Raw genomic sequence first — 21,168 nt, forward strand, 5'->3', positions numbered from 1 at the left:
AACAGAATCCGGCCCTTGCGCCTACTACACACGCGTGTAGTACACTACACACGTGAGTAGCGAAGACCTGACCGCCCGAGCCCGGATCCGTGAGGCGGCCATCGACCTGTTCGCCGAGCGCGGGATCGCGACGGCGACCATCCGTGACATCGCCGAGCGGGCCGGGGTCTCCTCCGGCCTGCTGCGGCACCACTTCGGCTCCAAAGAGGGGCTGCGGGACGCCTGCGACGAGTTCGCGATGGCCAAGATGAACGAGCTGCGAGACCAGCTCATGGGCCCCAACGCGCCGGTCGACCCGACGGTCCTCGGCGCGCTGCACCCCACCGCGCTGCGCCTGCAGGTCTATCTCGTCAAGTCCATGATGGATGGTCCGTCGACGTCGCTGTTCGACATGGCGATGGAGTCCGGCCGCACCTGGGCCGCCCATGCCGACATCGAGACCGACGACCTCGAGGCGTGGCTCGCCACCATGGTCGCGTTGAAGATCGGTCTCTTCGTGATGCGCGATCAGGTCGGCCGGGTGCTCGGCGACGACATGGCAACCGCGGCCGGCTTCCGCCGCATGGTCCGCGCGTCGATCGAGATCTTCAGCCGCCCCATCATGACCCCCGAGCTGGCGGACCAGGCGCTCAAGGCGCTGGATTCGCTCTATCCAATTGAGGAGTAAGCAAATGACCGAGGCCATCGATGCCGAGGGGCTGACCAAGTCCTTCGGTAAGACCCGGGCGCTGGACGGGCTCACCCTGCGCGTCCGCACCGGGGAGGTGCACGGGTTCCTGGGCCCGAACGGCGCCGGGAAGACCACGACCATCCGGATCCTGCTGGGCCTGATGCGCGCCGACGGCGGCAGCGCGAGCCTGCTCGGCGGCGATCCTTGGCGCGACGCCACCGAGCTGCACAAGCGCCTCGCGTACGTGCCGGGTGACGTGACGCTCTGGCCGGCGCTCAGCGGCGGCGAGGTGATCGACCTGCTCGGCCGGCTTCGTGGCGGGCTGGACATCAAGCGCCGCGACACCCTGCTAGAGCGCTTCCAGCTCGACCCGCGCAAGAAGGGCCGGGCCTATTCAAAGGGCAATCGGCAGAAGGTGGCGCTGGTCGCAGCGCTATCGTCCGATGTGGAGCTGCTGATCCTCGACGAGCCGACCTCCGGGCTGGATCCGTTGATGGAGGCGGTGTTCCGTGATGTCATCGCCGAGGAGAAGCAGCGCGGCGACCGGACGGTGCTGCTGTCCAGCCACATCCTGTCCGAGGTCGAGGCGCTCTGCGACCGGCTCACCATCATCCGCGACGGCCGCGCGGTGGAGACCGGCACGCTCGACGAGATGCGACACCTGACCCGCACCACGATCAAGGCCGAGCTGACCGGTGCGCCGGACGGCCTGGCGACGCTGGCCGGCGTGCACGACCTGCGCGCCGACGGCGCGCACGTGGCGTTCGATGTGGACGGTGACGCGCTCGAGCCGGCCCTGCAGACCCTGGTCAAGGTCGGGGTGCGCAGCCTGGTCAGCCAGCCGCCCACCTTGGAGGAGCTGTTCCTGCGGCAGTACCGGGTGGACGCGAAATGACCGGCACCGGCAAGCTCATCCGGCTGATCCTGCGGCGCGACCGCGTGCTGATGCCGCTGTGGGTGGTCATCATCGGGCTGCTCCCGCTCAGTTACATCTCCGCATTCGAGGGCTTCTTCGCCACCGACGCCGACCGCATCAACTACGCGCGGGTGAGCGCCTCCAACGCCGGTTTCGTCGGGCTCTACGGCCAGCTGCGCGGCGACAGCCTCGACGAGATGGTGGTCTGGCGGGCCGGGTTCATCCCCGTGGTGATCGGCCTGCTCGCCCTGCTCACCGTCATCCGGCACACCCGCACCAACGAGGAGGCCGGGCGCACCGAGCTGCTCGGCGCGACGGTGCTCGGGCGGCAGGCCCAGCTCGCCGCCGCGCTCATCACGACCGCCGCGGCGTGCGCCGTGGTCGGCCTGATCGTCACCGGCACGATGATCCAGGCCGGTGCGCCGGCCGGGGGATCGGTCTGGTTCGGGGTGCAGTTCACCCTCGCCGGCTGGGTCTTCGCCGGGGTCGCCGCCGTGACCGCTCAGCTCAGCGAGAGCGCCCGCAGTGCCCGCGGGTACGCCATCCTGGCGCTCGGCATCGCCTGGATCCTGCGGCTGGCCGGGGACATCTCCGCGATCGGTGACGGCTCGATGACCTGGCTGTCGTGGCTCTCCCCGGTCGGGTGGCTGCAGCACATCTACCCGTACGGGGCGAACGACGCCTGGCCGGCCGTGCTCGCGGTGGTGTTCGCGGTCGCCGGCACGGTGGCCGGTGTGGTCCTGCTGGGCCGCCGTGACATCGGTGGCGGGATCTTCGCGGGCCGGCTCGGTCCGGCCTCCGCCGCCCCCTCGCTGCGCTCGCCCTTCGCGCTGGCGTGGCGCCTGCACCGCGGGCTGCTGGCCGCGTGGGTGGTCGCGTTCGCGGCGCTGGGTGCGGTGTTCGGCGGCGTCGGCAAGAGCGTGACGCAGCTTGGCGACAACAAGTCGGTGGGGGAGATCTTCAGCCGGATCGGCGGCGCCGACGCGCTGGCGGACGCGTACATCGCGTCGGTCGCCTCGATCGTGGGCATCATCGCCGCCACCTACGCCGTGCAGGCCACCCTGCGGCTGCGCGACGAGGAGGCCACCGGCCACGCCGAGGTGGTGCTCAGCACGCAGTCGAGCCGGCTCGGCTGGGCCGCGTCGCACCTGGCGTTCTCGCTGCTCGGTCCGGCGGCGGCGCTGGCCGCCGAGGGCCTGACGAGCGGACTGGTCTACGGCCTGACGGTCGGCGACGTGGCCGGCCGGCTGCCGCGGATCCTCGGCGGCGTGATGGCACAGGTCCCGGCGGTCTGGGTGCTGGCGGCGATCGCCGTGCTGCTCTTCGGCCTGTTGCCGCGATACTCCGCGGTCGCCTGGGCCGGCGTGGCGGTGTCCCTCGGGCTGCTCCTGGTCGGCGCGACCCTCCGACTCGACCAGTGGGTGCTGGACATCTCGCCCTTCACCCACGTGCCGCACCTGCCCGGCGGCGAGCTCACCTGGACGCCGCTGCTGAGCCTGACGGCGATCGCCGTCGTGCTGGCCGCCGCGGGCCTGGCCGGGCTGCGCCGCCGCGACCTCAGCGGCTAACCCCGGCGGTCGAGGAGCCGCTCCTCGTGGTCGAGCTCGCGCTCCAGGCCGCGCAGGCCTTCGTCGGTCAACCGGCCCGCGTCCCGCCACCGCAGCAGCTCGTCGCGCTGCGCGTCGATGACCGCCCGTCGCACGCGCAGCGCGGCCTCGTACTGCGGTGACTCCGGCATCGTCTCGGAGTCGGCCTTGTCGAGCAGGTCGAGACGCTTCCGGTAGCGCTGGAGTCGCATCTCCAGCTGCTGCCGCATGTTCTCGATCGCGTGATCCTCGACGTGGTCGTGCTGCTGGTGCTGGATGTCGTTCAGCTGGTCGAGCGCCGCCTGCACCGCCGCCGACCGGGCCTCGTTGCGCTCCCGTGCCAGATCGTTCTGGTTGGCCCGCAGGCCCAGCCTGCGTACCAGTGGCCCGAAGGTCAGGCCCTGGCCGATCAGCGTCACCAGCACCACCACGAAGGCACAGAAGTGCAGCAGTTCGCGGTCGGGGAAGCCGACCGGCAGGGTGAAGATCGCCGCCAGGCTGATCACGCCGCGGGTGCCGGCCCAGCTCATCGCGACCGACTCGCGTGCGCCCAGGGGCTTCTCCCGCTTTCGCCGGCTGGCCGGGCTGTCGCCCTCCATGGCCGCGTCCTCCCCGCCGAGGCGGGTGTGCATCGAGCGCGGCAGCAGCTGGGTGAGCACCAGCCAGAGCGGGCGCAGCAGCAGCACGACGCCGAGCGTGATGCCCAGGGCGATCACGATGGTCGACGTCCGGTACTTGGCGAGCTCGTCGACGACGGTCGGCAGCTGCTGGCCGATCAGCAGGAACACCAGGCCCTCGAGCATGAAGTCGATCAGCCGCCAGACCGCGCTGGTCTGCAGGCGGCTCGCCCCGGTCGCGTACCGCGGGGCGTCGTGGCCGATGATCAGCCCCGCGACGACCACGGCCAGCACGCCGGAGACTTCGATCGACTCGGCGCCGATGTAGGCCACGAAGGGGGCCGCCAGCGAGATCGCGTTGGCGCTCAGCGGATCGGTCCGCAGCGGCCGCAGCAGGCGGACCACCCAGGCCAGCGCGATGCCGACGACCACGCCGCCGGCGGCCGACAGCGTGAAGACACCGACCGCGTTGGTGAAGGTGAAGCCCTTGCCCTCGTACGCCGCGACGGCCACGGTCAGGATCGTCAGGGCCGTCGCGTCGTTGAGCAGCCCCTCGCCCTGGATCAGGGTGACGAGGTTGTTGGGCAGCCCGGCCTTGCGCCCGACGGCCAGTGCGGCGACCGGGTCGGGCGGGGCGACGGCCGCGCCCAGGGCCACCCCGGCGGCCAGCGTCGCGCCGGTGACCCAGAGCGAGAAGCCGGCCCCGATCAGCAGCGAGGTGGCGATCACCAGGCCGACCGAGAGGCTGATCACGGTGCGCATATTGCGCCGGATGTCGATCAGCGAGGAGTCCAGCGCGGCGTTGTAGAGCAGCGGCGGGATCAGGAAGGTCAGGATGAGCTCCGGATCCAGCTCCGCGTTCGGGCCGGGCAGGTACGCGTACAGGATGCCGGTGAGCGTGAGCAGCGCCGCCGCCGGCAGTCCGGTGCGCTCGCTGATCCACCGCACCGCCACCACGACGGCGACCGCGGCCAGGACAAACAGCAGGAGCTCCTCGAGATGCACACACCCATTCTTCCGGAGATCGATATCGAACTTGTTATTGACACTCGAAGTGTCAAGATGACACCTTAAGTGTCATGTCGGAGTCCGGGGAGCTGCTCTACGAGGTGCTGCGGCACGTGCGGCCGTTGCATCAGTGGTCGGCCAAGGTGGTGGCCGACGCGCTGACCGAGCGCGACGTCACCATGCCGATGCGAGCGGTCCTCGAGCGCCTGGCCGACGGAGCGCAGACCGTGCCCCAGGTCGCGCGGTCGCTGTGGCTGCCCCGGCAGGTGGTGCAGCGGCTGGCCGACGCGGCGGTCGCGCTGGGCTACGTGCGGTTCGTCGACAACCCGGCGCACCGGCGGTCGCGGCTGGCCGAGCTCACGCCGTCCGGTGAGCGGGTGTGGGCGGAGATCCACGAGGGTGAGCTGGCCGGCCTCGACTCCCTCGCCGAGCAGCTCGACCCGTCCGACATCCAGGCGTGCGTGCGAGTGATCCAGAAGCTGACCGCACACACCCGCGAGCTGGCGCAGCGCCGGGGCGACGACCACGCCTGGTCGACGCCCGGCCCGCGTCCGGGAGAGGAGATTCGATGATCCACTACGAGGAGAGCGGCCAGGGCCATCCGGTGGTCCTGCTGCACGGCGGCGCGCTCGACCTGCGGATGTGGGACGACCAGGTGCCCGCGTTCGAGCGGAGGCACCGGGTGATCAGGGTGGACGCCCGCGGGCATGGGAGGTCCGAGACGCCGACCACGCCGTTCCGCCAGTGCGACGACATCGCCGAGCTGCTCGGCAAGCTCGGCATCACCCGCGCGGCGCTGGTCGGCGTGTCGATGGGTGCCGGCGCGGCGACCGACACGGCGCTGGAGTATCCGTCGCTGGTCTCGCATCTGGTGGTGATCGGCGCCGGCACCAACGAGCCGACCTTCACCGACCCGTGGATGCTCGACATCCAGCGGCAGCTCGCCGAGGCGCAGCAGCGGCTCGACGCGCCGGCCTGGATCGAGTTGTCCCTCAAGCAGGGCGCGATCGGTCCCTACCGGGACACGATCGACCCGGCGGTGCTGTCGCGCTGCCGCCAGATGATCACCGACACGGTCGCCAACCATGTGCGGCCGGATGCGGTGCCGCCACACCACGTCCGGGGCTCATGGCAGCGGCTCGGCGAGATCGCGGTGCCCGCCCTCGGCGTGGTCGGCGCGCTGGACGCGCGGGATCACCACGAGATGGTCGACCGGTTCGTCGCCGGCGTCCCGGGCGCGCGCAAGGCCGTGATCGACGGGGCGGCCCATTTGCCGAACATGGACCGCCCCGCCGAGTTCAACGAGCTGGTGCTGGATTTCCTCAGTACCGGTAGTGATCCGGCTTGAACGGGCCCTCGACGTCGACGCCCAGGTATTCGGCCTGCTTCTTGGTCAGCGTCGTGAGCCGCACGCCGAGCGCGTCCAGGTGCAGCCGCGCGACCTTCTCGTCCAGGTGCTTCGGCAGCACGTAGACCTGCTTGTCGTACTCGCCCGGCTTGGTCCACAGCTCGATCTGGGCCATCGCCTGGTTGGTGAACGAGTTGGACATCACGAAGCTCGGGTGGCCGGTGGCGTTGCCGAGGTTCATCAGGCGGCCCTCGGAGAGCACGATCACCGAGTGACCGTCCGGGAAGCGCCACTCGTGCACCTGCGGCTTGATCTCGATCTTCTCGATGCCCGGCACCTTGGCGAGGCCGGCCATGTCGATCTCGTCGTCGAAGTGGCCGACGTTGCCGACGATCGCGTTGTGCTTCATCGCGGCCAGGTGGTCGACGGTGACGATGTCGGTGCCGCCGGTCGTGGTGATGAAGATGTCGGCCTCGGAGACGACGTCCTCGAGGCGGACCACCTGCATGCCGTCCATGGCCGCCTGCAGCGCGCAGATCGGGTCGACCTCGGTGACCACGACGCGGGCGCCCTGCCCACGCAGGGTCTCCGCGGAGCCCTTGCCGACGTCGCCGTATCCGCAGACCACGGCCAGCTTGCCGCCGAGCATCACGTCGGTCGCGCGGTTGAGCCCGTCGACCAGCGAGTGGCGGATGCCGTACTTGTTGTCGAACTTGCTCTTGGTGACCGCGTCGTTGACGTTGATCGCCGGGAAGAGCAGCTCGCCCTCCTTGGCCAGCTTGTAGAGCCGCGCCACACCGGTGGTCGTCTCCTCGGTGACACCGCGGATCTCGGCCGCGATCCGGGTGAACAGCTGCGGGTCCTTGGCGAGCGTGCCGCGCAGCGTGTCCAGGATCACGCGGTACTCGTGGCTGTCGGCCTCGGTGGCCTGCGGCACGGCACCCGCGGCCTCGAACTCGACGCCCTTGTGCACGAGCAGGGTGGCGTCACCGCCGTCGTCCAGGATCATGTTGGGGCCCTGCCCGCCGGCGAACTCGAACAGCCGCTCGGTGCACCACCAGTACTCCTCGAGCGTCTCGCCCTTCCAGGCGAACACCGGCGTGCCGGCGGGCGCGTCAACGGTGCCGGAGCCGACGACGACCGCGGCCGCCGCCTCGTCCTGGGTCGAGAAGATGTTGCAGGACACCCAGCGCACGTCGGCGCCGAGGTCGACCAGCGTCTCGATCAGCACGGCGGTCTGCACGGTCATGTGCAGCGACCCGGCGATCCGGGCGCCCCGAAGCGGCTGCGCGTCCTTGTACTCGGCGCGGATCGACATGAGCCCGGGCATCTCATGCTCGGCCAGCCGGATCTGATGCCGCCCGGCCTCGGCCAGGCTGAGGTTCGCGACGGCGAACTCGACACCGTTCAGGGTCTGCAATTTGTCGGACATGGAGAAGGGCACCCCCTAGTTCAGGAGGCGCCCTTGTCATCAGTCGTCACCAGGCCGAGCGTGGCGGACCCGAACGGATCCGTCGCAGCGCCTCTCGACCGGCTCCTGCCACGATAACGCGATCAAAGATCCACTTCAAAACCAAATTCGGCGGGTACGCGCACAGCCCGGTCCCGCCGCAAGGGGCGGCCTGACTGCAACGCAAGGCCGTCCCCACCCATCCGGCCCGGAGAGCGCCCCGGAAAGTGGTAGCCCACGGAGGCATCTGCCCTCGGAATGCGTCCGTGGGCTACCACTTTTCGCTTGCCGACCGGATTACCCGGGTGGTCCGTGGTTCACGCCGGGTCAAGATCGATCCGAACGGTCAGCGGCTGCGAGCCCATCACCCGGCCGAGCGCCTTGTCCCACTGATGCGGCAGCGTGCGGGACCGCGCGGCGGCATCGTCATCGGGCAGAAGCACGGCGGTGCCACTGCGCCACCGCCGCCCGGTCTTGACCCGCACGCGTGGGTCCGCCTGGATGTTGCGGACGTAGTCGGCCTGCGTCCCGTGCGCGGCGATCAGCCAGAACGTGTCACCGTCGAGCCCGTCGCCGACGGGCGTATGCCGCGTCTGCCCGGACCGGCGCCCGGTGGTCTCGAGCAGCGCATAGGCCCCGGGCGCGATCCCACGCTGCAGAGCAGCCCGGGTGAGCCGGTTGTTGGCCCGCTCGAGAGTGGTGACGACCCGATACTTCCGCGACCGCATGCGGGGGATTCTCCTTCACGAGCCGGCGCCGCGGGCCTCAGAACTGGACCGGCGGGGCGTTGTGCGGGGTGATTACCTGGATGGCCGACGGGTTGGTGCGGGCGCGGCCCGGCAGCGCGCCCCGGGCGTGCATCACCGCCTGGCACGCCCGTCGCATGTCCTGGCGCAGGTCGTGGTGCAGCACCGCCGACAGGCGGCGCTCCCGCAGCAGCGCCGTGTTCTCGCCGTCGAGGTCGTGCGCCACGAAGACGTCGTAGCGCCGGCCCACCGCGTCGAACGCCTTCACGACGGCCGCGTTGCCGCCCGCGCCCGCGTAGAGGGAGTAGACCGCGCGCACCGACGGCGTGCCGGCCAGCAGCTCCCGTGTGTTCTCGTGCACCGCGTCGGCGCGGTCCTCCTCGTCGACCACCTCGTGGATGCGGCGCAACGGCGCCCGCACCCGCATCTCGGCGCGAAACCCGCTCTCGCGCTCGTCCTCGCCGCGGAACGATCCGTGCCCGCGCACCACCAGCACATCGCCCGCCCGGTCGGCCAGCCATTGCTCCACCAGGTACGCCGCCGTAGCGCCCGCGGCCCGGTTGTCGATCCCCACGTACGCCACCCTCTTGCTGCCGGGCAGATCGGTGACCAGCGTCACCACCGGGATGGGCAGGCGGGCCACCGCCGCGGTGATCTCCGGCTCGTCCGGCGCCTTGAGGATCACGCCGTCGGACTTGGCGCGGGCCACCTTGTCGAGCACCGCGACCAGGTCGCCGACCGACGGGCTGTCCAGGAAGTGGAAGCGGGAGCGGATCACCGCCGGGCGCAGCGACGGCAGCACGGCCTCGAGGGCCGCGCGGACCGCCGCCGAGAACCGGGCCGGCGCCTGCACCACCACATCGAGCATGAACGTGCGACCGCCCAGCCGGACCTGCGTCTGCTGCCGGTCGAGGTCGGCGATCGCCTGTCTGACCTCGCGCACGGTGCTCTCCCGGACGCCGCCGCGGCTGTGCAGCACCCGGTCGACGGTCGCCGGGCTGAGCCCGGCCTGGGCGGCGATCTCGCGGATGCGGTACGGGTGCTTCACGCGTACACAATGATGGTTTTTTGAGGTCTTCTCAATCGCTTGAACAGGTCCTTCCGCGCATAGCCTGACGTCATGACTTCCTGGTTCAGCGCTGCCGACTGCCGGCTGGAGGACTTCCGGGCACTCGTCGAGCAGAAGACCGATCGATCCGCGTATCCGCACGCCGTCGACGTCGTCCAGAACGTTCTCATCTATCCGGGCGACCTGGCCGACACCCCAACGCTTCGATCGGAGCTGGCCGGGGCGCTGATGAACGGGCCCGGCATCGTGGTGTTCCGCGGCGCGTTCGCCGGCGGCGTCGTCGACCGCGCCACCGAAGTGTTCGCCGGCCTGATCGCGGACCAGAAGGCGGCCGGCGTCGTGGGCGGCGACCACTTCGCGAAGCCCGGCGCCAACGACCGGGTGTGGGGTGCGCTCGACAAGTTCGCGCTACGCGACCCCGCGGCGTTCGCGGCCTACTACGACAACCCGACGCTCGCCCTGATCTCGAACGCCTGGCTGGGCACCGGCTATCAGGTCACCTCGCAGGTCAACGTGGTGAACCCGGGCGGCGAGGCGCAGGTCGCGCACCGCGACTACCACCTCGGCTTCATGTCCCAGGCGCAAGCGGTGCGGTACCCGTCGCACATCCACCTGCTGTCGCCGGCGTTGACCCTGCAGGGCGCGGTCGCCCACGTGGACATGCCGGTGGAGACCGGCCCGACCCTCTACCTGCCGCACTCGCAGAAGTACCCGCCCGGCTACATCGCCTACCACCAGCCCGAGTTCACCGAGTATTTCGAGGCCAACTACGTGCAGCTGGCACTGTCCAAGGGGGACGCCGCGTTCTTCAACCCGGCGCTCTTCCATGGCGCCGGCACCAACCGGTCGGCGGACGTGCAGCGGATGGCCAACCTGTTGCAGATCTCGTCGGCCTTCGGCCGGGCGATGGAGACCGTCGATCGCACGGCCATGTGCGAGGCGCTCTATCCGACACTGCTCGGGTACGAGGGCCGCACGGCGAACGTGATCGCGGCATCGGCCGAGGGCTACGCGTTCCCGACGAACCTGGACCGCGACCAGCCGATCGGCGGGCTGGCCCCGCAGACCCAGGCGGAGCTCGTGACGCAGGCGGTGGCCGAGCGCTGGGACGCGGCGACCTTCACCAAGGCCCTGCACGACCAGCGGAACCGGCGCCTTTCCTGAGGCGAAGTCGGCTATCCTCCTCGGCGATCATCGATGTCGTCCATGGGGGATCCGCGATGCGCGAGAAGCTTCAGGCGCGTGCCTTCGAAATCGTCGCGCCGGTGCTGCAGCCGGCCGAAGAGCCGATCATGGCGACCCGGGCGATGATCGGGGCCTTCGCGCGCGGCGGCCTGGGCGAGCAGATCGCGGCCCGCGACGGGACGCAGTTCGTGGTGGTGACCGACCGCCGGCTGATCTTCCTGCCGCAGCGGATCCTCGGCGGCCCGGGCCGGAAGGTCCTCGGCGAGGTGCCGCGTGACCAGGTGATCCTGTCGGACGTGAAGATGGCCGTCATGAGTGTGGTGGCCATCGCCTTCGGCACCCGGGGCGACGGCGTGGTGCTCACCTTCCCGCGCCAGGACCAGCGCAACGCGAAGGCGCTGGTCGCTGCCCTGGGCAACTACTGAAGATTTTTCTGGCCGGGGTGTCCGGTTGGCGGCGGCGTGCTCGTCACGGTGGTGAGATCACCTGAGACGAGAGGGAGTCAACGCCATGAAGTACATGATGTTCGTCTGCACCGACACCGAGCCCGAGACCGACCAGTCGCGGGTGCCGGACATCCAGGAGTGGGTGTCGGAGCTGCAGGGCAACGGCAAGCACGTGATCGGTGAGCGGCTGGCGTCGGAGACCACCGCCACCACCGTGCGGGTGCGCGGCGGCGAGCTGCTGATCACCGACGGGCCGTTCGCCGAGACCAAGGAGGTCATCGCCGGGTTCGACGTGCTGGAGTGCGCGGACCTGGACGAGGCCATCGAGATCGCCCGTAAGCACCCGATGGCCTACAACGGCCGGATCGAGCTGCGCGCGTTCGACCCCCTGGAGCTCGACTGATGACGCAGCCGCCGTCGGGGGCCGTCGCCGCCGCGGCGCGCGAGTCCTACGGGCGGATCGTCGCCACCCTGATCCGGGTGACCGGGGACTGGGAGATGGCCGAGGACTGCGCGCAGGAGGCGCTCGCGGCAGCGCTGGAGAAATGGCCGGCCACGGGGGTGCCGGCCAACCCCGGCGGCTGGCTGATGACGGTCGCGCGCAACCGGGCGATCGACATGCTGCGACGGATCACCGTCGAGCAGCGCAAGCTACGCGAGATCGCAGCGCTCACCCCGGCCGAGGTGGCACCCGCGGAAGGGAAGGACGACGTGGAGGACGACCGGCTGCGGCTCATCTTCACCTGCTGTCACCCGGCGCTGGCGCTGGAGGCCCGGGTCGCGCTCACCCTGCGCACGGTCTGCGGGGTGCCCACCGCCGAGATCGGGCAGGCGTTCCTCACCGGCGAGTCGACCATGACCCGGCGGCTGACCAGGGCGAAGACCAAGATTGCGAAGGCCGGCATTCCGTACCGGGTGCCGAGCGGGCCGGCCCTGCACGAGCGGCTACCCGGCGTGCTGGCGGTGGTCTATCTGCTGTTCACGCAGGGCTACAACGCGGACGGCGACGCGGCGTTCGCGGACGAGGCGATCCGGCTGGCCCGGCTGCTGCGGCGGCTGATGCCGGACCAGCCGGAGGTCGCCGGGCTGCTTGCGCTGTGCCTCTTCCAGCACTCCCGGCGGGATGCTCGCAAGGACACCGACGGCAACCTGCTCACCCTGGACAAACAGGACCGGACGCGGTGGGACCACGCGGCGATCGCCGAAGCCCGGGCGCTGCTGCCGGAGCTGCGGCCGGGGCCGTACGCGATCCAGGCCCAGATCGCCGCCGAGCACGTCACCGAGGAGACCGACTGGCCGGCGGTGGCGCGGTGGTACGACCTTCTGTTCGAGCTGCAGCCGTCGCCGGTGGTGCAGCTCAACCGGGCGGTGGCACACGGATTCGCCTCCGGTCCGGAGGCGGGGCTGGCGATCCTGAGCGCGGTCCGCAGGGATGGGGTACTGGACCGGTACGCCCCCGCGGCCGCGGCCGAGGCCGAACTGACCGCTCGGATGGGTGATCGGGTCAAGGCCGAGTTGCTCTTCCGCGAGGCGGCGGGCCTGACGAACTCACCGGCCGAGCGGCGGGCGCTGCTCGACCGGGCCGACCAGATGTTGGAGGAGACATGACCGAGCCGACCGTCACGTTCAACGGCGACTTCAGTGAACCCGGCGCCGAGCCGGTGCCCTGGGCCGACGTCGACCGGATCCTCACCGAGGCGGAGATCTTCTGGCTGTCCACCGTCCGCACGGACGGCCGCCCGCACGTGACCCCGATGCCGGCCGTCTGGGTCGACGGTGTGCTGCACTTCTGCACCGGCGACCGGGAGCAGAAGTCGGCCAACCTCGCGGCCAATCCGCGGGTTGCGCTCACCACCGGCACGCCGAAGCTGCACCGGGGCGTCGACGTGGTCGTCGAGGGCGAGGCGGTCCGGGTGACCGACCACGACCGGCTGGTCGAGCTGGCCGCACTGTGGAAATCGCGGCTCGACTGGGACTACACGGTCGGCCGGACACCTTCGACGACGGCGTGGGACACACCGGACTCGTCTTCGGCGTACGCCCGGAGAAGGTCCTGTCGTTCGGCAAGAACCCGCACTCCCAGGCGCGCTACACCTGGTAGCCGAGCGCGCGCAGCGCCTCGGCGCTGCGCCGCACGTCGGCCACCGGGCCCTCGCCGGCCGGCTCGTCGTGCAGAATCGTGTCCTGCTCGAGGACCCACCAGCCGTCGTAGCCCTGCTTGCCGAGCGCGGCGGCGACCGCCGCGAAGTCCACGTCGCCGTCGCCGATCGGCCGGTACATGTTGCGGGCCACGGCCTCGGTGTAGGTGAGGTCGCCGGCCCGCACCTTGCGCGCCATCGAGTGGTCGACGTCCTTGGCGTGCACGTGGGCGATCCGGTCGGCGGCGTGCGCGGCCAGCACGGCCGGGTCGGTGCCGCCGATCAGCAGGTGACCGGTGTCCAGGCAGAGCGGGATGCGGGACCCCTCCAGCACCCGCTCGACCTCGGGCCCGGTCTCGATCATCGTGCCGACGTGCGGGTGCAGGACGGCGCGGATGCCTCTCGACACGGCCAGGTCATGAAACTCGTCCAAGGTGGACAACAAGCGGCGCCAGCCCGCCCCGTCGAGGGCCGGTCGTTCGTCGTACCCGTCCCGGCCCGTAGCCGCGGCGAGCACCAGGACATCGCCCGGGAAGGCATCCACGATGGACGAAGGGCTGGCGGCCTCGTGGAGCACGACGGGCACGAAGCCGCCGAGCGCGCTCAGCTCGTAGCGCGCGAGCAGCGGACCCGGGTCGGGCGGGAGGAAACCCGCCGGGCCGTACTCGGTGGCGGTCAGCCCGACCTCGTGCATCTCGCGCAGCACGCGCTCGGCGGAAAGCTGGTGTCCCCACCCCGGAACCTCGCAGACACCCCAGGAGATGGGTGCTCCGGCGATCTTCATGGCTCAACCTTCAGTCCGGCCTCGCTCAGCTTCACCGGGCGGTGCTCGTGCAGGGAGAGGGTGCAGGCCTCGGCGATCCAGCCGGCCTCGACGGCGTCGGCGACGGTGCACGGCGACTCGATGCGGCCCGCGACCAGGTCGATGAAGGCCGACAGTTCGGCGCGGTACGCGTCGATGAAGCGGTCCATGAAGAAGTGGTGCGGCGCCTGGTCGGGAAAGGTGACGCCCGGCTCGGCGGACCGCATCGGCAACCGGCCGTCCAGTCCGGCCGCGATGCTGTCCGCCGAGCCGTGCAGCTCCAGCCGGACGTCGTAGCCCCGGCCGTTGTAGCGGGTGTTGGAGACGACCGCGAGCGTGCCGTCGTCGAGGGTCAGCACGGCCGCGGTGGTCGAGGCGTCACCGATCTCCGCGAAGAAGCCCTCGGCGTGGCCGGTCGCGTACACCTCGACCACCTCGCGCCCGGTGACGAACCGGATCGTGTCGAAGTCGTGCACGCTGCAGTCGCGGAAGATGCCGCCGGAGCCGGCGAGGTAGGTGTCCGGCGGTGGGGCCGGATCCATCGTCGTGGACCGTACGGTGTGCAACCGCCCCAGTTCGCCGCTCTGCACGGCGGCGCGGGCCCGGACGATCCCGGCGTCGAACCGGCGGTTGTAGCCGATCTGCACCCGGACCTGAGCCCCGGCGTCCGTGCAGCGCCGCAGCACCTCGGCGGCCTCGGCCGCGCCGCGGGCCACCGGCTTCTCGCAGAAGACCGGCAGTCCCGCCTCCACCCCGGCCAGGATCAGTTGCGGGTGCGCATCGGTGGCGGCCGCGATGACCAGGCCGTCGATGCCGGCGGCGAGCACCTCGCCCGCACTGTCGCGCGCGTCCGCGAACGACGCGGCGAGCCCCGGCATCGGGTCGTGCACCACCAGGTCGACGCCCAGCGCGGTCAGCGTCTCGGCGTGGAAGGCGCCGATCCGGCCGAGCCCGATGAGTCCGAGACGCATCAGTCCTGCCCTCCGACGACTCCCTGAAGACCCACACCCCGACAATGCGGGTGGTAACCAGGTCGTAACAAGAGGCCGCTCACATCAAAAAGGCATCAGCCGTTTCGGGTACGCCCGCGGCGGGCATCGAAGTCAGCCGTGGTGACCAGAGTGGCGAACCGATATCGCCTGCTCGATCAACTCGGCGTCGGTGGCATGTCGGTGGTCTGGCGTGCGCATGACGAGGTGCTCGATCGCGAGGTGGCGGTCAAGGTGCTGTCGCACGAGACGGCCGCCGACCCGATGCTGCTCGACCGGATCCGCATCGAGGCGCGCGCCGCAGCTCGCCTGCGTCACCCGCACGTGGTCGAGGTGCACGACTTCGGCGAGACCGAGGCCGGGCTGCCGTTCGTGGTGATGGAGCTGGTCGACGGCCGGTCGCTGGCGGATCTGCTGGTCAAGGGCCCGCTGCCGTGGCGCAGCGCGGTGACGATCGGCGCGCAGGTGGCCGACGCGCTGAGCGCCGCGCACGCCCGCGGGATCGTGCACCGTGACGTGAAGCCGAGCAACGTGATGGTCACCCAGGAGGGCGTGAAGCTGGTCGACTTCGGCATCTCGGCGAGCGCCGGCGAGGCCGACGGCATCGGCGGCGAGGTGTACGGCACGCCCGCGTACCTGGCGCCGGAACGGATCAGCGGCGGCGTGGTCCGACCGGCCACCGACGTGTACGCCCTCGGCCTGCTCCTCTATCTGATGCTGGCCGGCCGCCTGCCGTGGGCCGCGTCCACCACCACGCAGATGCTGCGCGCCCACGTCTACGCCGACCCGGCCGGCCTGCCTCCGGTCCCCGGCCTGCCGCACGACGTGGCCGCCCTGGTGCGCCGCTGCCTGTCGAAGCGCCCCGGCGACCGGCCGACCGCCCTGGCCGTCGCCGGTCAGCTCGCCGACGCCGCCGGCCTGGTGCTTCCGCCGTCGCTGCTGGCCGCCATCGACCAGCCCACCAAGGTCATCCGGTTCCACCCCATCCGGCGCCGAGGAGCGCTGCTCGCCGGCGCGGCCGCGGTCACCGTAGCTTTGGCCGGGGTGGGGTTCGTCGCCCTGAGGGACGACTCGCCGCCGGTGACAAGGGCTGCCGCGGCGCCGCCCGCGGCGGCAGCGGCCGCCCCGACCTGCACGGTCGGGTATGCGATCCGCAGCGCGGTCAACGGACGGTACTCGACGGCCGTGACGCTCGCGCACACCGCCACGCCCGCGAGCTGGCGGCTCACCTTCGAGCTGCCGGCCGGCCAGAAGCTGGTCAAGGGCTGGACCGGCGGCTGGGCGCAGGAGGGCCGGTCGCTGCGGCTGAGCGGCACCGGCCGCAAGGTCAGCACCGGCTTCGACGCGAGCTACAGCCGGTCGGCCACGTTGCCGGGCGCCTTCACGCTGAACGGCACGGTGTGCGAGGCCGAGATGTCGGTGGGGGGCCAGACCAGAACCACGACGACCACCCGGCCGGCCACACACCCGTTCAAGGCCACGGCGCCGAAGCCACCGAAGCCACCGGAGCCCGCGAAGAAGGCTCCCAAGCCGAAGGAGAAGAACGACAACAGCGGTCCGGGCAGCAACAGCGGCAAGGGCAAGGGCAAGGGCTAGAAGGCGTCGCCGGTGCGCCAGGCCATCTCCTGGAGCACGAAGACGTTTCCCTCCGGGTCGGTGATCGCGGCGAACTTCACGCCGCCGCCGACGTCGTCGACCTTCCCGACGTCCACGCCCCGGCCGATCAACTCGGCCCGGGCCTCCTCGATGTCGTTGACGACGAGGTGCACGCCGCGGACCGTGCCCGGCTTCATCTCGTCCAGGATGGGGAAGCCCCGGCTGAGCACGATCGAGCAGGCCGAGCCGGGCGGGGTGAGCTGCACGACCCGGGTGCCCTCCGCCGGCACCGCATCGACGTCGACGGCGAATCCGAGCCGGTCGGCGTAGAACTCCTTGGCGCGGTCGATGTCCGCGACCGGGACGGGGACGAGTTCGAGCTTGATTTCCATGATCACTCCGATGCCTGGTGAGCGGCTGACACCGGAGGGTCGGAGCCGAGGTCACGTCTTCGACATCGGCCGGGCCGGCGGCCTAGCGGGTCGTGGCGCGGGTCGACCAGCGGATGGCCTCCATGTAGTGGCCCGCCAGGTCGTGGGCGCCCACGTCGCCCGCGTCGTACGCGTCCACGACCCGCAGCACCTCGCCCAGCCGTCCGGCGCCGTCGACCAGCGCTGCGGAGACCTCGGCGGTCAGCGGCAACTGCTCGGCCAGCGTCGCCGCCGGCGTGCCCAGCAGATCCGCCACGCCGCTGACCAGCCCGGCCATGAACGCCGCGTCGGGTGAGGCGCCCAGCGCCGGCGCAACGTTCTCGCTCAGCCGGGCGCGGGTGAGCGCACCGATCATCTGGTCCTCGGTGGCCTCGGCGATGTCGTCGATGACCATCAGCATCGCCCACTGCCGGATGTGCGCGAGACCGATCATCACGACGGCCTGCCGGACGGAGGAGACGCGTGCGGCGCCACCGGCCGCGGCCGAGTTGCTGGCCCGCAGCACGCGCATGGACAGCGCGGGATCGGTGGCGATGATCGACATGACCGAGTCGAGGTTCGACTCCGGGGCGTTGAGCGCGCTGAGCAGCTCGAGCCGGCGGAGCCGCGACGGCGAGATGCTCGCGGTGGACAGCACCTGGGGACGGCTCAGCGCGTAGCCCTGGCGCAGCTCCATCCCGTGCCGGTCGGCCAGCGCCACCTGGGCGGCGGTCTCCAGCCGCTCGGCGACGATCTGGACGCCGGGGTGCCGGCGGATCTCCGCGACGAGCTCGTCCAGGTTGCTGAGGTCGCCGTCGAGCAGGTCGAGCTTCACGTACGAGGCCAGCGGCAGCAGCCTCTCGTGGCCGGACCCCCGGACGAAGTCGTCCAGTGCGACCCGGTAGCCCTGCTCGACGAGCGACGTGATCCCGGCGATCACCGCGTCGTCGATGGTCACCGTCTCCAGCACCTCGAGAACGACGCGCTCGGGGCCGAACGGCAGGGTCAGGTCGCCGGTGAGGAATTCGGTGGTGAGGTTGATGAAGCAGGGTTTGCCGCCGGCCACCTCGTCGAGACCGAACTCGGTGAACGCGTTCACGATCACCTGGCTCGTGGCGTACGTGTCCTGCCGGCCCGAGTCGATCGCCGCCATGCTGCCGCGAAACAGCAGCTCATAGGCCACGACCGCACCGCCGGCGTCGAAGATCGGCTGCCGGCCGACGTGGACGAGGTGGGCGCCGGGGGTCACATCGGTCACATCGGCACGCAAACCTCAGACCTGAGAACGGTTCGACCAGAAGCGTTATATGTGTCTCGACAAGTTGCGTCGTTTACTGAGTCGTTTTACTGTCAGAGCATGTCCCTGAAGACTTCGACCGAGGGGGCGCCCACGAGCGCCGACGAGCTGATCAATGCCATGGCCGTGTTGCCGGCCGACGACCCGCGCCGGCCCGCCGCGCGCGACCGGGCGATCCGGGCGTGGATGCCGCTCGCCAAGCACCTGGCGCAGCGCTACCACGGGCGCGGCGAGCCCGCCGACGATTTGATACAGACCGCGACCGTCGGCCTGATCAAGGCGATCGACCGGTTCGACCCGGAGCGTGGCTTCGACTTCGCCGGCTTCGCCATCCCGACCGTGCTCGGCGAGGTCAAGCGGCACTTCCGCGACCGCACCTGGGCCGTCCGCGTGCCGCGGCGCACGCAGGAGATGCGGATGGCGATCACCGAGGCGAACAACACGCTGCTCAGCACGCTCGGTCGTTCGCCGACGGTGGCGGACATCGCGGCACACCTCGGCCGCACCGAGGAGGAGGTGCTGGAGGGGCTCGAGGGCTCGAGGGCCTACTCGGCGACCAGCCTCAGCACCCCGGTGGCCGGGGACAGCGAGACGTCGCTGGGCGACACGCTGGGCGGTGACGATCACGCGTTCTACCTGACCGAGATCCGGATGACCCTCGGCACGGCGCTGGCCAAGCTCAACGAGCGCGAGCAGCGCATCTTGTCGCTGCGCTTCTACGGCAACATGACGCAGTCGGACATCGCCGAGAAGATGGGCATCTCGCAGATGCACGTGTCACGGCTGATCGCGAAGGCGCTCGCCAAGCTGCGCGAGGACTTGCGCAAAGACTGAAAGAAGGCAGCAGAACGACGAAATTCGACGACAGTCGCTTGTGAAGCGGATCACAGTGGCTTTATGGTTCGTCAATGTCTCCCGCTTCCGTCCTCATTGCCACCCTGCTCAGCGGCGCCGCGGCCGTGCCGAGCCCGGCGATAACCCCTGTCACCCGCGCGGCCCTCGACCCGGCACTTGTCTCCGGGCGGGGCGCGAGTGTCCGCTTCCTCGAGCAGGAGGCGGAGAACGCACGTACCAACGGGGTCGTGATCGGCACCGACCAGACCGCCCGCAACGCGTACACCCTCGCCGCGGAGGCCTCCGGCCGTAAGGCCGTCAAGCTCGCGCCGGGGCAGTGGGTCGAGTTCACCCTGCCCGCTGCCGCGAACGCCATCACGGTGCGCTACAGCATCCCGGACGCGCCCGCGGGCGGTGGCCTGCGCGCCCCGCTCGAGGTGAAGGTCAACGGCACGGACCGCAAGACCATGCCCCTGACTTCGGAGTACGCGTACCTCTACAACCAGTACCCGTTCACCAACGACCCCCAGGCCGACCTGCTGCACCCCGACTGGTGGATCACCGAGTGCGCGTGCGTGCCGGCCGCCACCACCCCGGCGCCGGTGATCGCCAAGCCGTTCCGGCCGATGAAGTTCTACGACGAGCAGCGTCTCCGCCTGGCCAGGACCTACCGGGCCGGTGACCGCATCCGCCTCACCGCGTCCGCCGCGGTCCCGTGGACCGTGATCGACCTGCTCGACTCCGAGCGGGTCGGCGCGCCCGTGGTCAACCTGAAGGCGGTCAACGCGCTGCTGCTGGGCGCCGATCCCACCGGGCGCCGCGACTCCGCCCCGGCCCTGAAGCGAGCCATCGCACTGGCCCGGCGACTCAACCTGCCGGTCTACGTGCCGCCGGGAACCTTCCAGGTCAACCGGCACATCATCGTCGACAACGTGACGATCCAGGGCGCCGGCAACTGGTACACCACCTTCAAGGGGCATGAGGTCGCGTTGCCGCAGCCGGCTCCGGACGGCTCGGTCCACACGGGCGTGGGTTTCTACGGTAAAGAGGGCGGCAGCAGCAACGTCCACCTGGCCGGCTTCTCGATCGAGGGCGACGTCCGGGAGCGGATCGACACCGACCAGGTCAACGGCATCGGCGGCGCGCTCAGCGACTCGAGCATCCGCGGCCTGCACATCCGGCACACCAAGGTCGGGCTGTGGTTCGACGGGCCGATGCGTGACACCACGATCAGCGACACCATCGTGGTCGACCAGATCGCCGACGCGCTCAACTTCCACACCGGTGTGACCGGCTCGACCGTGCGCGACGTGTTCGTCCGCAACACCGGCGACGACGGCCTGGCGATGTGGTCCGAGAAGATCGCCAATGCCGGCAACGTCTTCGATCACAACACCGTGCAGAGCCCCACCCTGGCGAACGGCATCGCGATCTACGGCGGCAGGGACAACACCGTCTCCCGCAACCTGGTCGCCGATCCGGTGCGCGAGGGCAGCGGCCTGCACGCCGGCTCCCGGTTCGGCGCCGAGCCGTTCACCGGACGGCTCGACTTCACCGGCAACACCACGGTCCGCGCCGGGACGCTCGACCTGAACTGGACCATCGGACTCGGCGCGATCTGGTTCTACGCCCTCGACCGCAGCATCGCCGCCGACGTGCGGGTGACCGGCGACCACTACCTCGACAACACCTACAACGCGATCATGCTGGTGTCCGAGTGGGGGGTGAAGGACCTGTACTCGATCGAGGGTCTCAAGTTCAAGGACGTCAGGATCGACGGCACGGGTACGAGTGTGCTGAGCGCGCGCAGCGCGGGGTCCGCGTCGTTCGAGAACGTCGACGCGCGCAACATCGGGGCGCAGGGCGTCAACAACTGCGGCTCGTTCCACTTCACGCCGGCCGGGTCCGAGTTCGGGCTCACCGATCTCGGCGGCAACGACGGCGCCTGGCTCGGGCCGTACCTGCCGAACGTGATCAGCTGCGCGGACCGGCCGACGGTCGTCCCGCCACCCGCGCCCGCCCCCTGGTGATCGCTTTTTGATGTCTTCCCGCGGCCGCCGG

20 protein-coding genes and 1 pseudogene are annotated in these 21,168 nt (G+C 70.7%); 13 read left to right on the forward strand and 8 right to left on the reverse strand.

Annotated elements, in window-relative coordinates:
• Positions 1 to 52: 52 nt before the first annotated feature.
• The 3 genes from AB0M20_RS01340 to AB0M20_RS01350 are packed head-to-tail and all read left to right on the forward strand — an operon-like array spanning position 53 to position 3,154.
• The gene (locus tag AB0M20_RS01340) at positions 53 to 667 is read left to right on the forward strand and encodes a helix-turn-helix domain-containing protein (protein WP_364291844.1); all 615 of its coding nucleotides are present in this window, start codon (positions 53 to 55) and stop codon (positions 665 to 667) included.
• 4 nt (positions 668 to 671) lie between these two features.
• Entirely contained in the window at positions 672 to 1,565 is an 894-nt protein-coding gene (locus AB0M20_RS01345) for an ABC transporter ATP-binding protein (RefSeq protein WP_364291847.1), read from the forward strand.
• A complete protein-coding gene (locus tag AB0M20_RS01350; RefSeq protein WP_364291850.1) occupies positions 1,562 to 3,154 on the forward strand; it encodes an ABC transporter permease in 1,593 nt (530 codons plus the stop codon). The genes AB0M20_RS01345 and AB0M20_RS01350 overlap by 4 nt, the downstream gene beginning before the upstream one ends.
• On the opposite strand, the gene AB0M20_RS01355 is transcribed toward AB0M20_RS01350, so the two are convergent.
• The gene (locus AB0M20_RS01355; protein WP_364291852.1) at positions 3,151 to 4,794 is read right to left on the reverse strand and encodes a Na+/H+ antiporter; all 1,644 of its coding nucleotides are present in this window, start codon (positions 4,792 to 4,794) and stop codon (positions 3,151 to 3,153) included. The genes AB0M20_RS01350 and AB0M20_RS01355 overlap by 4 nt on opposite strands.
• Positions 4,795 to 4,868: 74 nt before the next feature.
• Here AB0M20_RS01355 and AB0M20_RS01360 point away from each other — a divergent pair, with 74 nt between their 5' ends.
• Both AB0M20_RS01360 and AB0M20_RS01365 read left to right on the forward strand, forming a co-directional pair.
• Positions 4,869 to 5,369 (forward strand): MarR family winged helix-turn-helix transcriptional regulator, encoded by a 501-nt coding sequence (locus AB0M20_RS01360; RefSeq protein WP_364291855.1) that lies wholly within the window; start codon positions 4,869 to 4,871, stop codon positions 5,367 to 5,369.
• Positions 5,366 to 6,145, forward strand: a complete 780-nt coding sequence (locus tag AB0M20_RS01365; protein WP_364291858.1) for an alpha/beta fold hydrolase — start codon at positions 5,366 to 5,368, stop codon at positions 6,143 to 6,145. The genes AB0M20_RS01360 and AB0M20_RS01365 overlap by 4 nt, the downstream gene beginning before the upstream one ends.
• On the opposite strand, the gene ahcY is transcribed toward AB0M20_RS01365, so the two are convergent.
• The 3 genes from ahcY to AB0M20_RS01380 all read right to left on the reverse strand — a co-directional run bounded on the left by ahcY (position 6,120) and on the right by AB0M20_RS01380 (position 9,389).
• On the reverse strand, positions 6,120 to 7,577 hold the full coding sequence (ahcY, locus tag AB0M20_RS01370) for an adenosylhomocysteinase (RefSeq protein ID WP_364291861.1): 1,458 nt from the start codon (positions 7,575 to 7,577) through the stop codon (positions 6,120 to 6,122). The genes AB0M20_RS01365 and ahcY overlap by 26 nt on opposite strands.
• Before the next feature lie 335 nt (positions 7,578 to 7,912).
• A complete protein-coding gene (locus AB0M20_RS01375; RefSeq protein ID WP_364291864.1) occupies positions 7,913 to 8,323 on the reverse strand; it encodes a nitroreductase/quinone reductase family protein in 411 nt (136 codons plus the stop codon).
• A gap of 37 nt (positions 8,324 to 8,360) precedes the next feature.
• Positions 8,361 to 9,389, reverse strand: coding sequence for a LacI family DNA-binding transcriptional regulator (locus AB0M20_RS01380; RefSeq protein WP_364291867.1), 1,029 nt, complete (start codon positions 9,387 to 9,389; stop codon positions 8,361 to 8,363).
• A 72-nt stretch (positions 9,390 to 9,461) separates the two neighbouring features.
• On the opposite strand from AB0M20_RS01380, the gene AB0M20_RS01385 reads away from it, so the two are divergent.
• From AB0M20_RS01385 to AB0M20_RS01405, 5 genes and pseudogenes are all read left to right on the forward strand, one after another.
• Positions 9,462 to 10,574 (forward strand): phytanoyl-CoA dioxygenase family protein, encoded by a 1,113-nt coding sequence (locus AB0M20_RS01385; RefSeq protein ID WP_364291870.1) that lies wholly within the window; start codon positions 9,462 to 9,464, stop codon positions 10,572 to 10,574.
• Positions 10,575 to 10,630: 56 nt separating this feature from the next.
• Entirely contained in the window at positions 10,631 to 11,020 is a 390-nt protein-coding gene (locus AB0M20_RS01390) for a hypothetical protein (RefSeq protein ID WP_364291872.1), read from the forward strand.
• An 85-nt stretch (positions 11,021 to 11,105) separates the two neighbouring features.
• The gene (locus AB0M20_RS01395; RefSeq protein WP_364291875.1) at positions 11,106 to 11,444 is read left to right on the forward strand and encodes a YciI family protein; all 339 of its coding nucleotides are present in this window, start codon (positions 11,106 to 11,108) and stop codon (positions 11,442 to 11,444) included.
• A complete protein-coding gene (locus AB0M20_RS01400) occupies positions 11,444 to 12,649 on the forward strand; it encodes a sigma-70 family RNA polymerase sigma factor (RefSeq protein WP_364291878.1) in 1,206 nt (401 codons plus the stop codon). Before AB0M20_RS01395 ends, AB0M20_RS01400 begins: the two co-directional genes overlap by 1 nt.
• A pseudogene (locus AB0M20_RS01405) lies at positions 12,646 to 12,906 on the forward strand (pyridoxamine 5'-phosphate oxidase family protein); the annotation flags it as partial. The gene AB0M20_RS01400 and the pseudogene AB0M20_RS01405, both read left to right, overlap by 4 nt.
• Positions 12,907 to 13,129: 223 nt before the next feature.
• On the opposite strand, the gene AB0M20_RS01410 reads toward AB0M20_RS01405, so the two are convergent.
• Positions 13,130 to 13,963 carry a TIM barrel protein gene (locus AB0M20_RS01410; RefSeq protein WP_364291881.1) on the reverse strand — a complete coding sequence of 278 codons (834 nt, stop codon included), beginning with the start codon at positions 13,961 to 13,963 and terminating at the stop codon, positions 13,130 to 13,132.
• Positions 13,960 to 14,952, reverse strand: a complete 993-nt coding sequence (locus tag AB0M20_RS01415; protein ID WP_364291884.1) for a Gfo/Idh/MocA family oxidoreductase — start codon at positions 14,950 to 14,952, stop codon at positions 13,960 to 13,962. The genes AB0M20_RS01410 and AB0M20_RS01415 overlap by 4 nt, the downstream gene beginning before the upstream one ends.
• Before the next feature lie 150 nt (positions 14,953 to 15,102).
• Here AB0M20_RS01415 and AB0M20_RS01420 point away from each other — a divergent pair, with 150 nt between their 5' ends.
• Positions 15,103 to 16,566 carry a serine/threonine-protein kinase gene (locus tag AB0M20_RS01420; protein WP_364291887.1) on the forward strand — a complete coding sequence of 488 codons (1,464 nt, stop codon included), beginning with the start codon at positions 15,103 to 15,105 and terminating at the stop codon, positions 16,564 to 16,566.
• Here AB0M20_RS01420 and AB0M20_RS01425 read toward each other — a convergent pair.
• Positions 16,563 to 16,958, reverse strand: a complete 396-nt coding sequence (locus tag AB0M20_RS01425; RefSeq protein WP_364291890.1) for a VOC family protein — start codon at positions 16,956 to 16,958, stop codon at positions 16,563 to 16,565. The genes AB0M20_RS01420 and AB0M20_RS01425 overlap by 4 nt on opposite strands.
• An 82-nt stretch (positions 16,959 to 17,040) precedes the next feature.
• Positions 17,041 to 18,234: an HDOD domain-containing protein gene (locus AB0M20_RS01430; RefSeq protein WP_364291893.1), complete on the reverse strand. Its 1,194-nt coding sequence runs from the start codon at positions 18,232 to 18,234 to the stop codon at positions 17,041 to 17,043.
• A gap of 99 nt (positions 18,235 to 18,333) precedes the next feature.
• Here AB0M20_RS01430 and AB0M20_RS01435 point away from each other — a divergent pair, with 99 nt between their 5' ends.
• Together AB0M20_RS01435 and AB0M20_RS01440 are read left to right on the forward strand one after the other, a co-directional pair.
• The gene (locus AB0M20_RS01435) at positions 18,334 to 19,107 is read left to right on the forward strand and encodes a SigB/SigF/SigG family RNA polymerase sigma factor (protein WP_364291896.1); all 774 of its coding nucleotides are present in this window, start codon (positions 18,334 to 18,336) and stop codon (positions 19,105 to 19,107) included.
• Between the two features lie 74 nt (positions 19,108 to 19,181).
• A complete protein-coding gene (locus tag AB0M20_RS01440) occupies positions 19,182 to 21,137 on the forward strand; it encodes a glycosyl hydrolase family 28-related protein (protein ID WP_364291899.1) in 1,956 nt (651 codons plus the stop codon).
• Positions 21,138 to 21,168: the final 31 nt, after the last annotated feature.

The sequence above is a fragment of the Actinoplanes sp. NPDC051633 genome (assembly GCF_040681735.1).
In the GTDB taxonomy this organism is placed as follows: Bacteria; Actinomycetota; Actinomycetes; order Mycobacteriales; family Micromonosporaceae; genus Actinoplanes.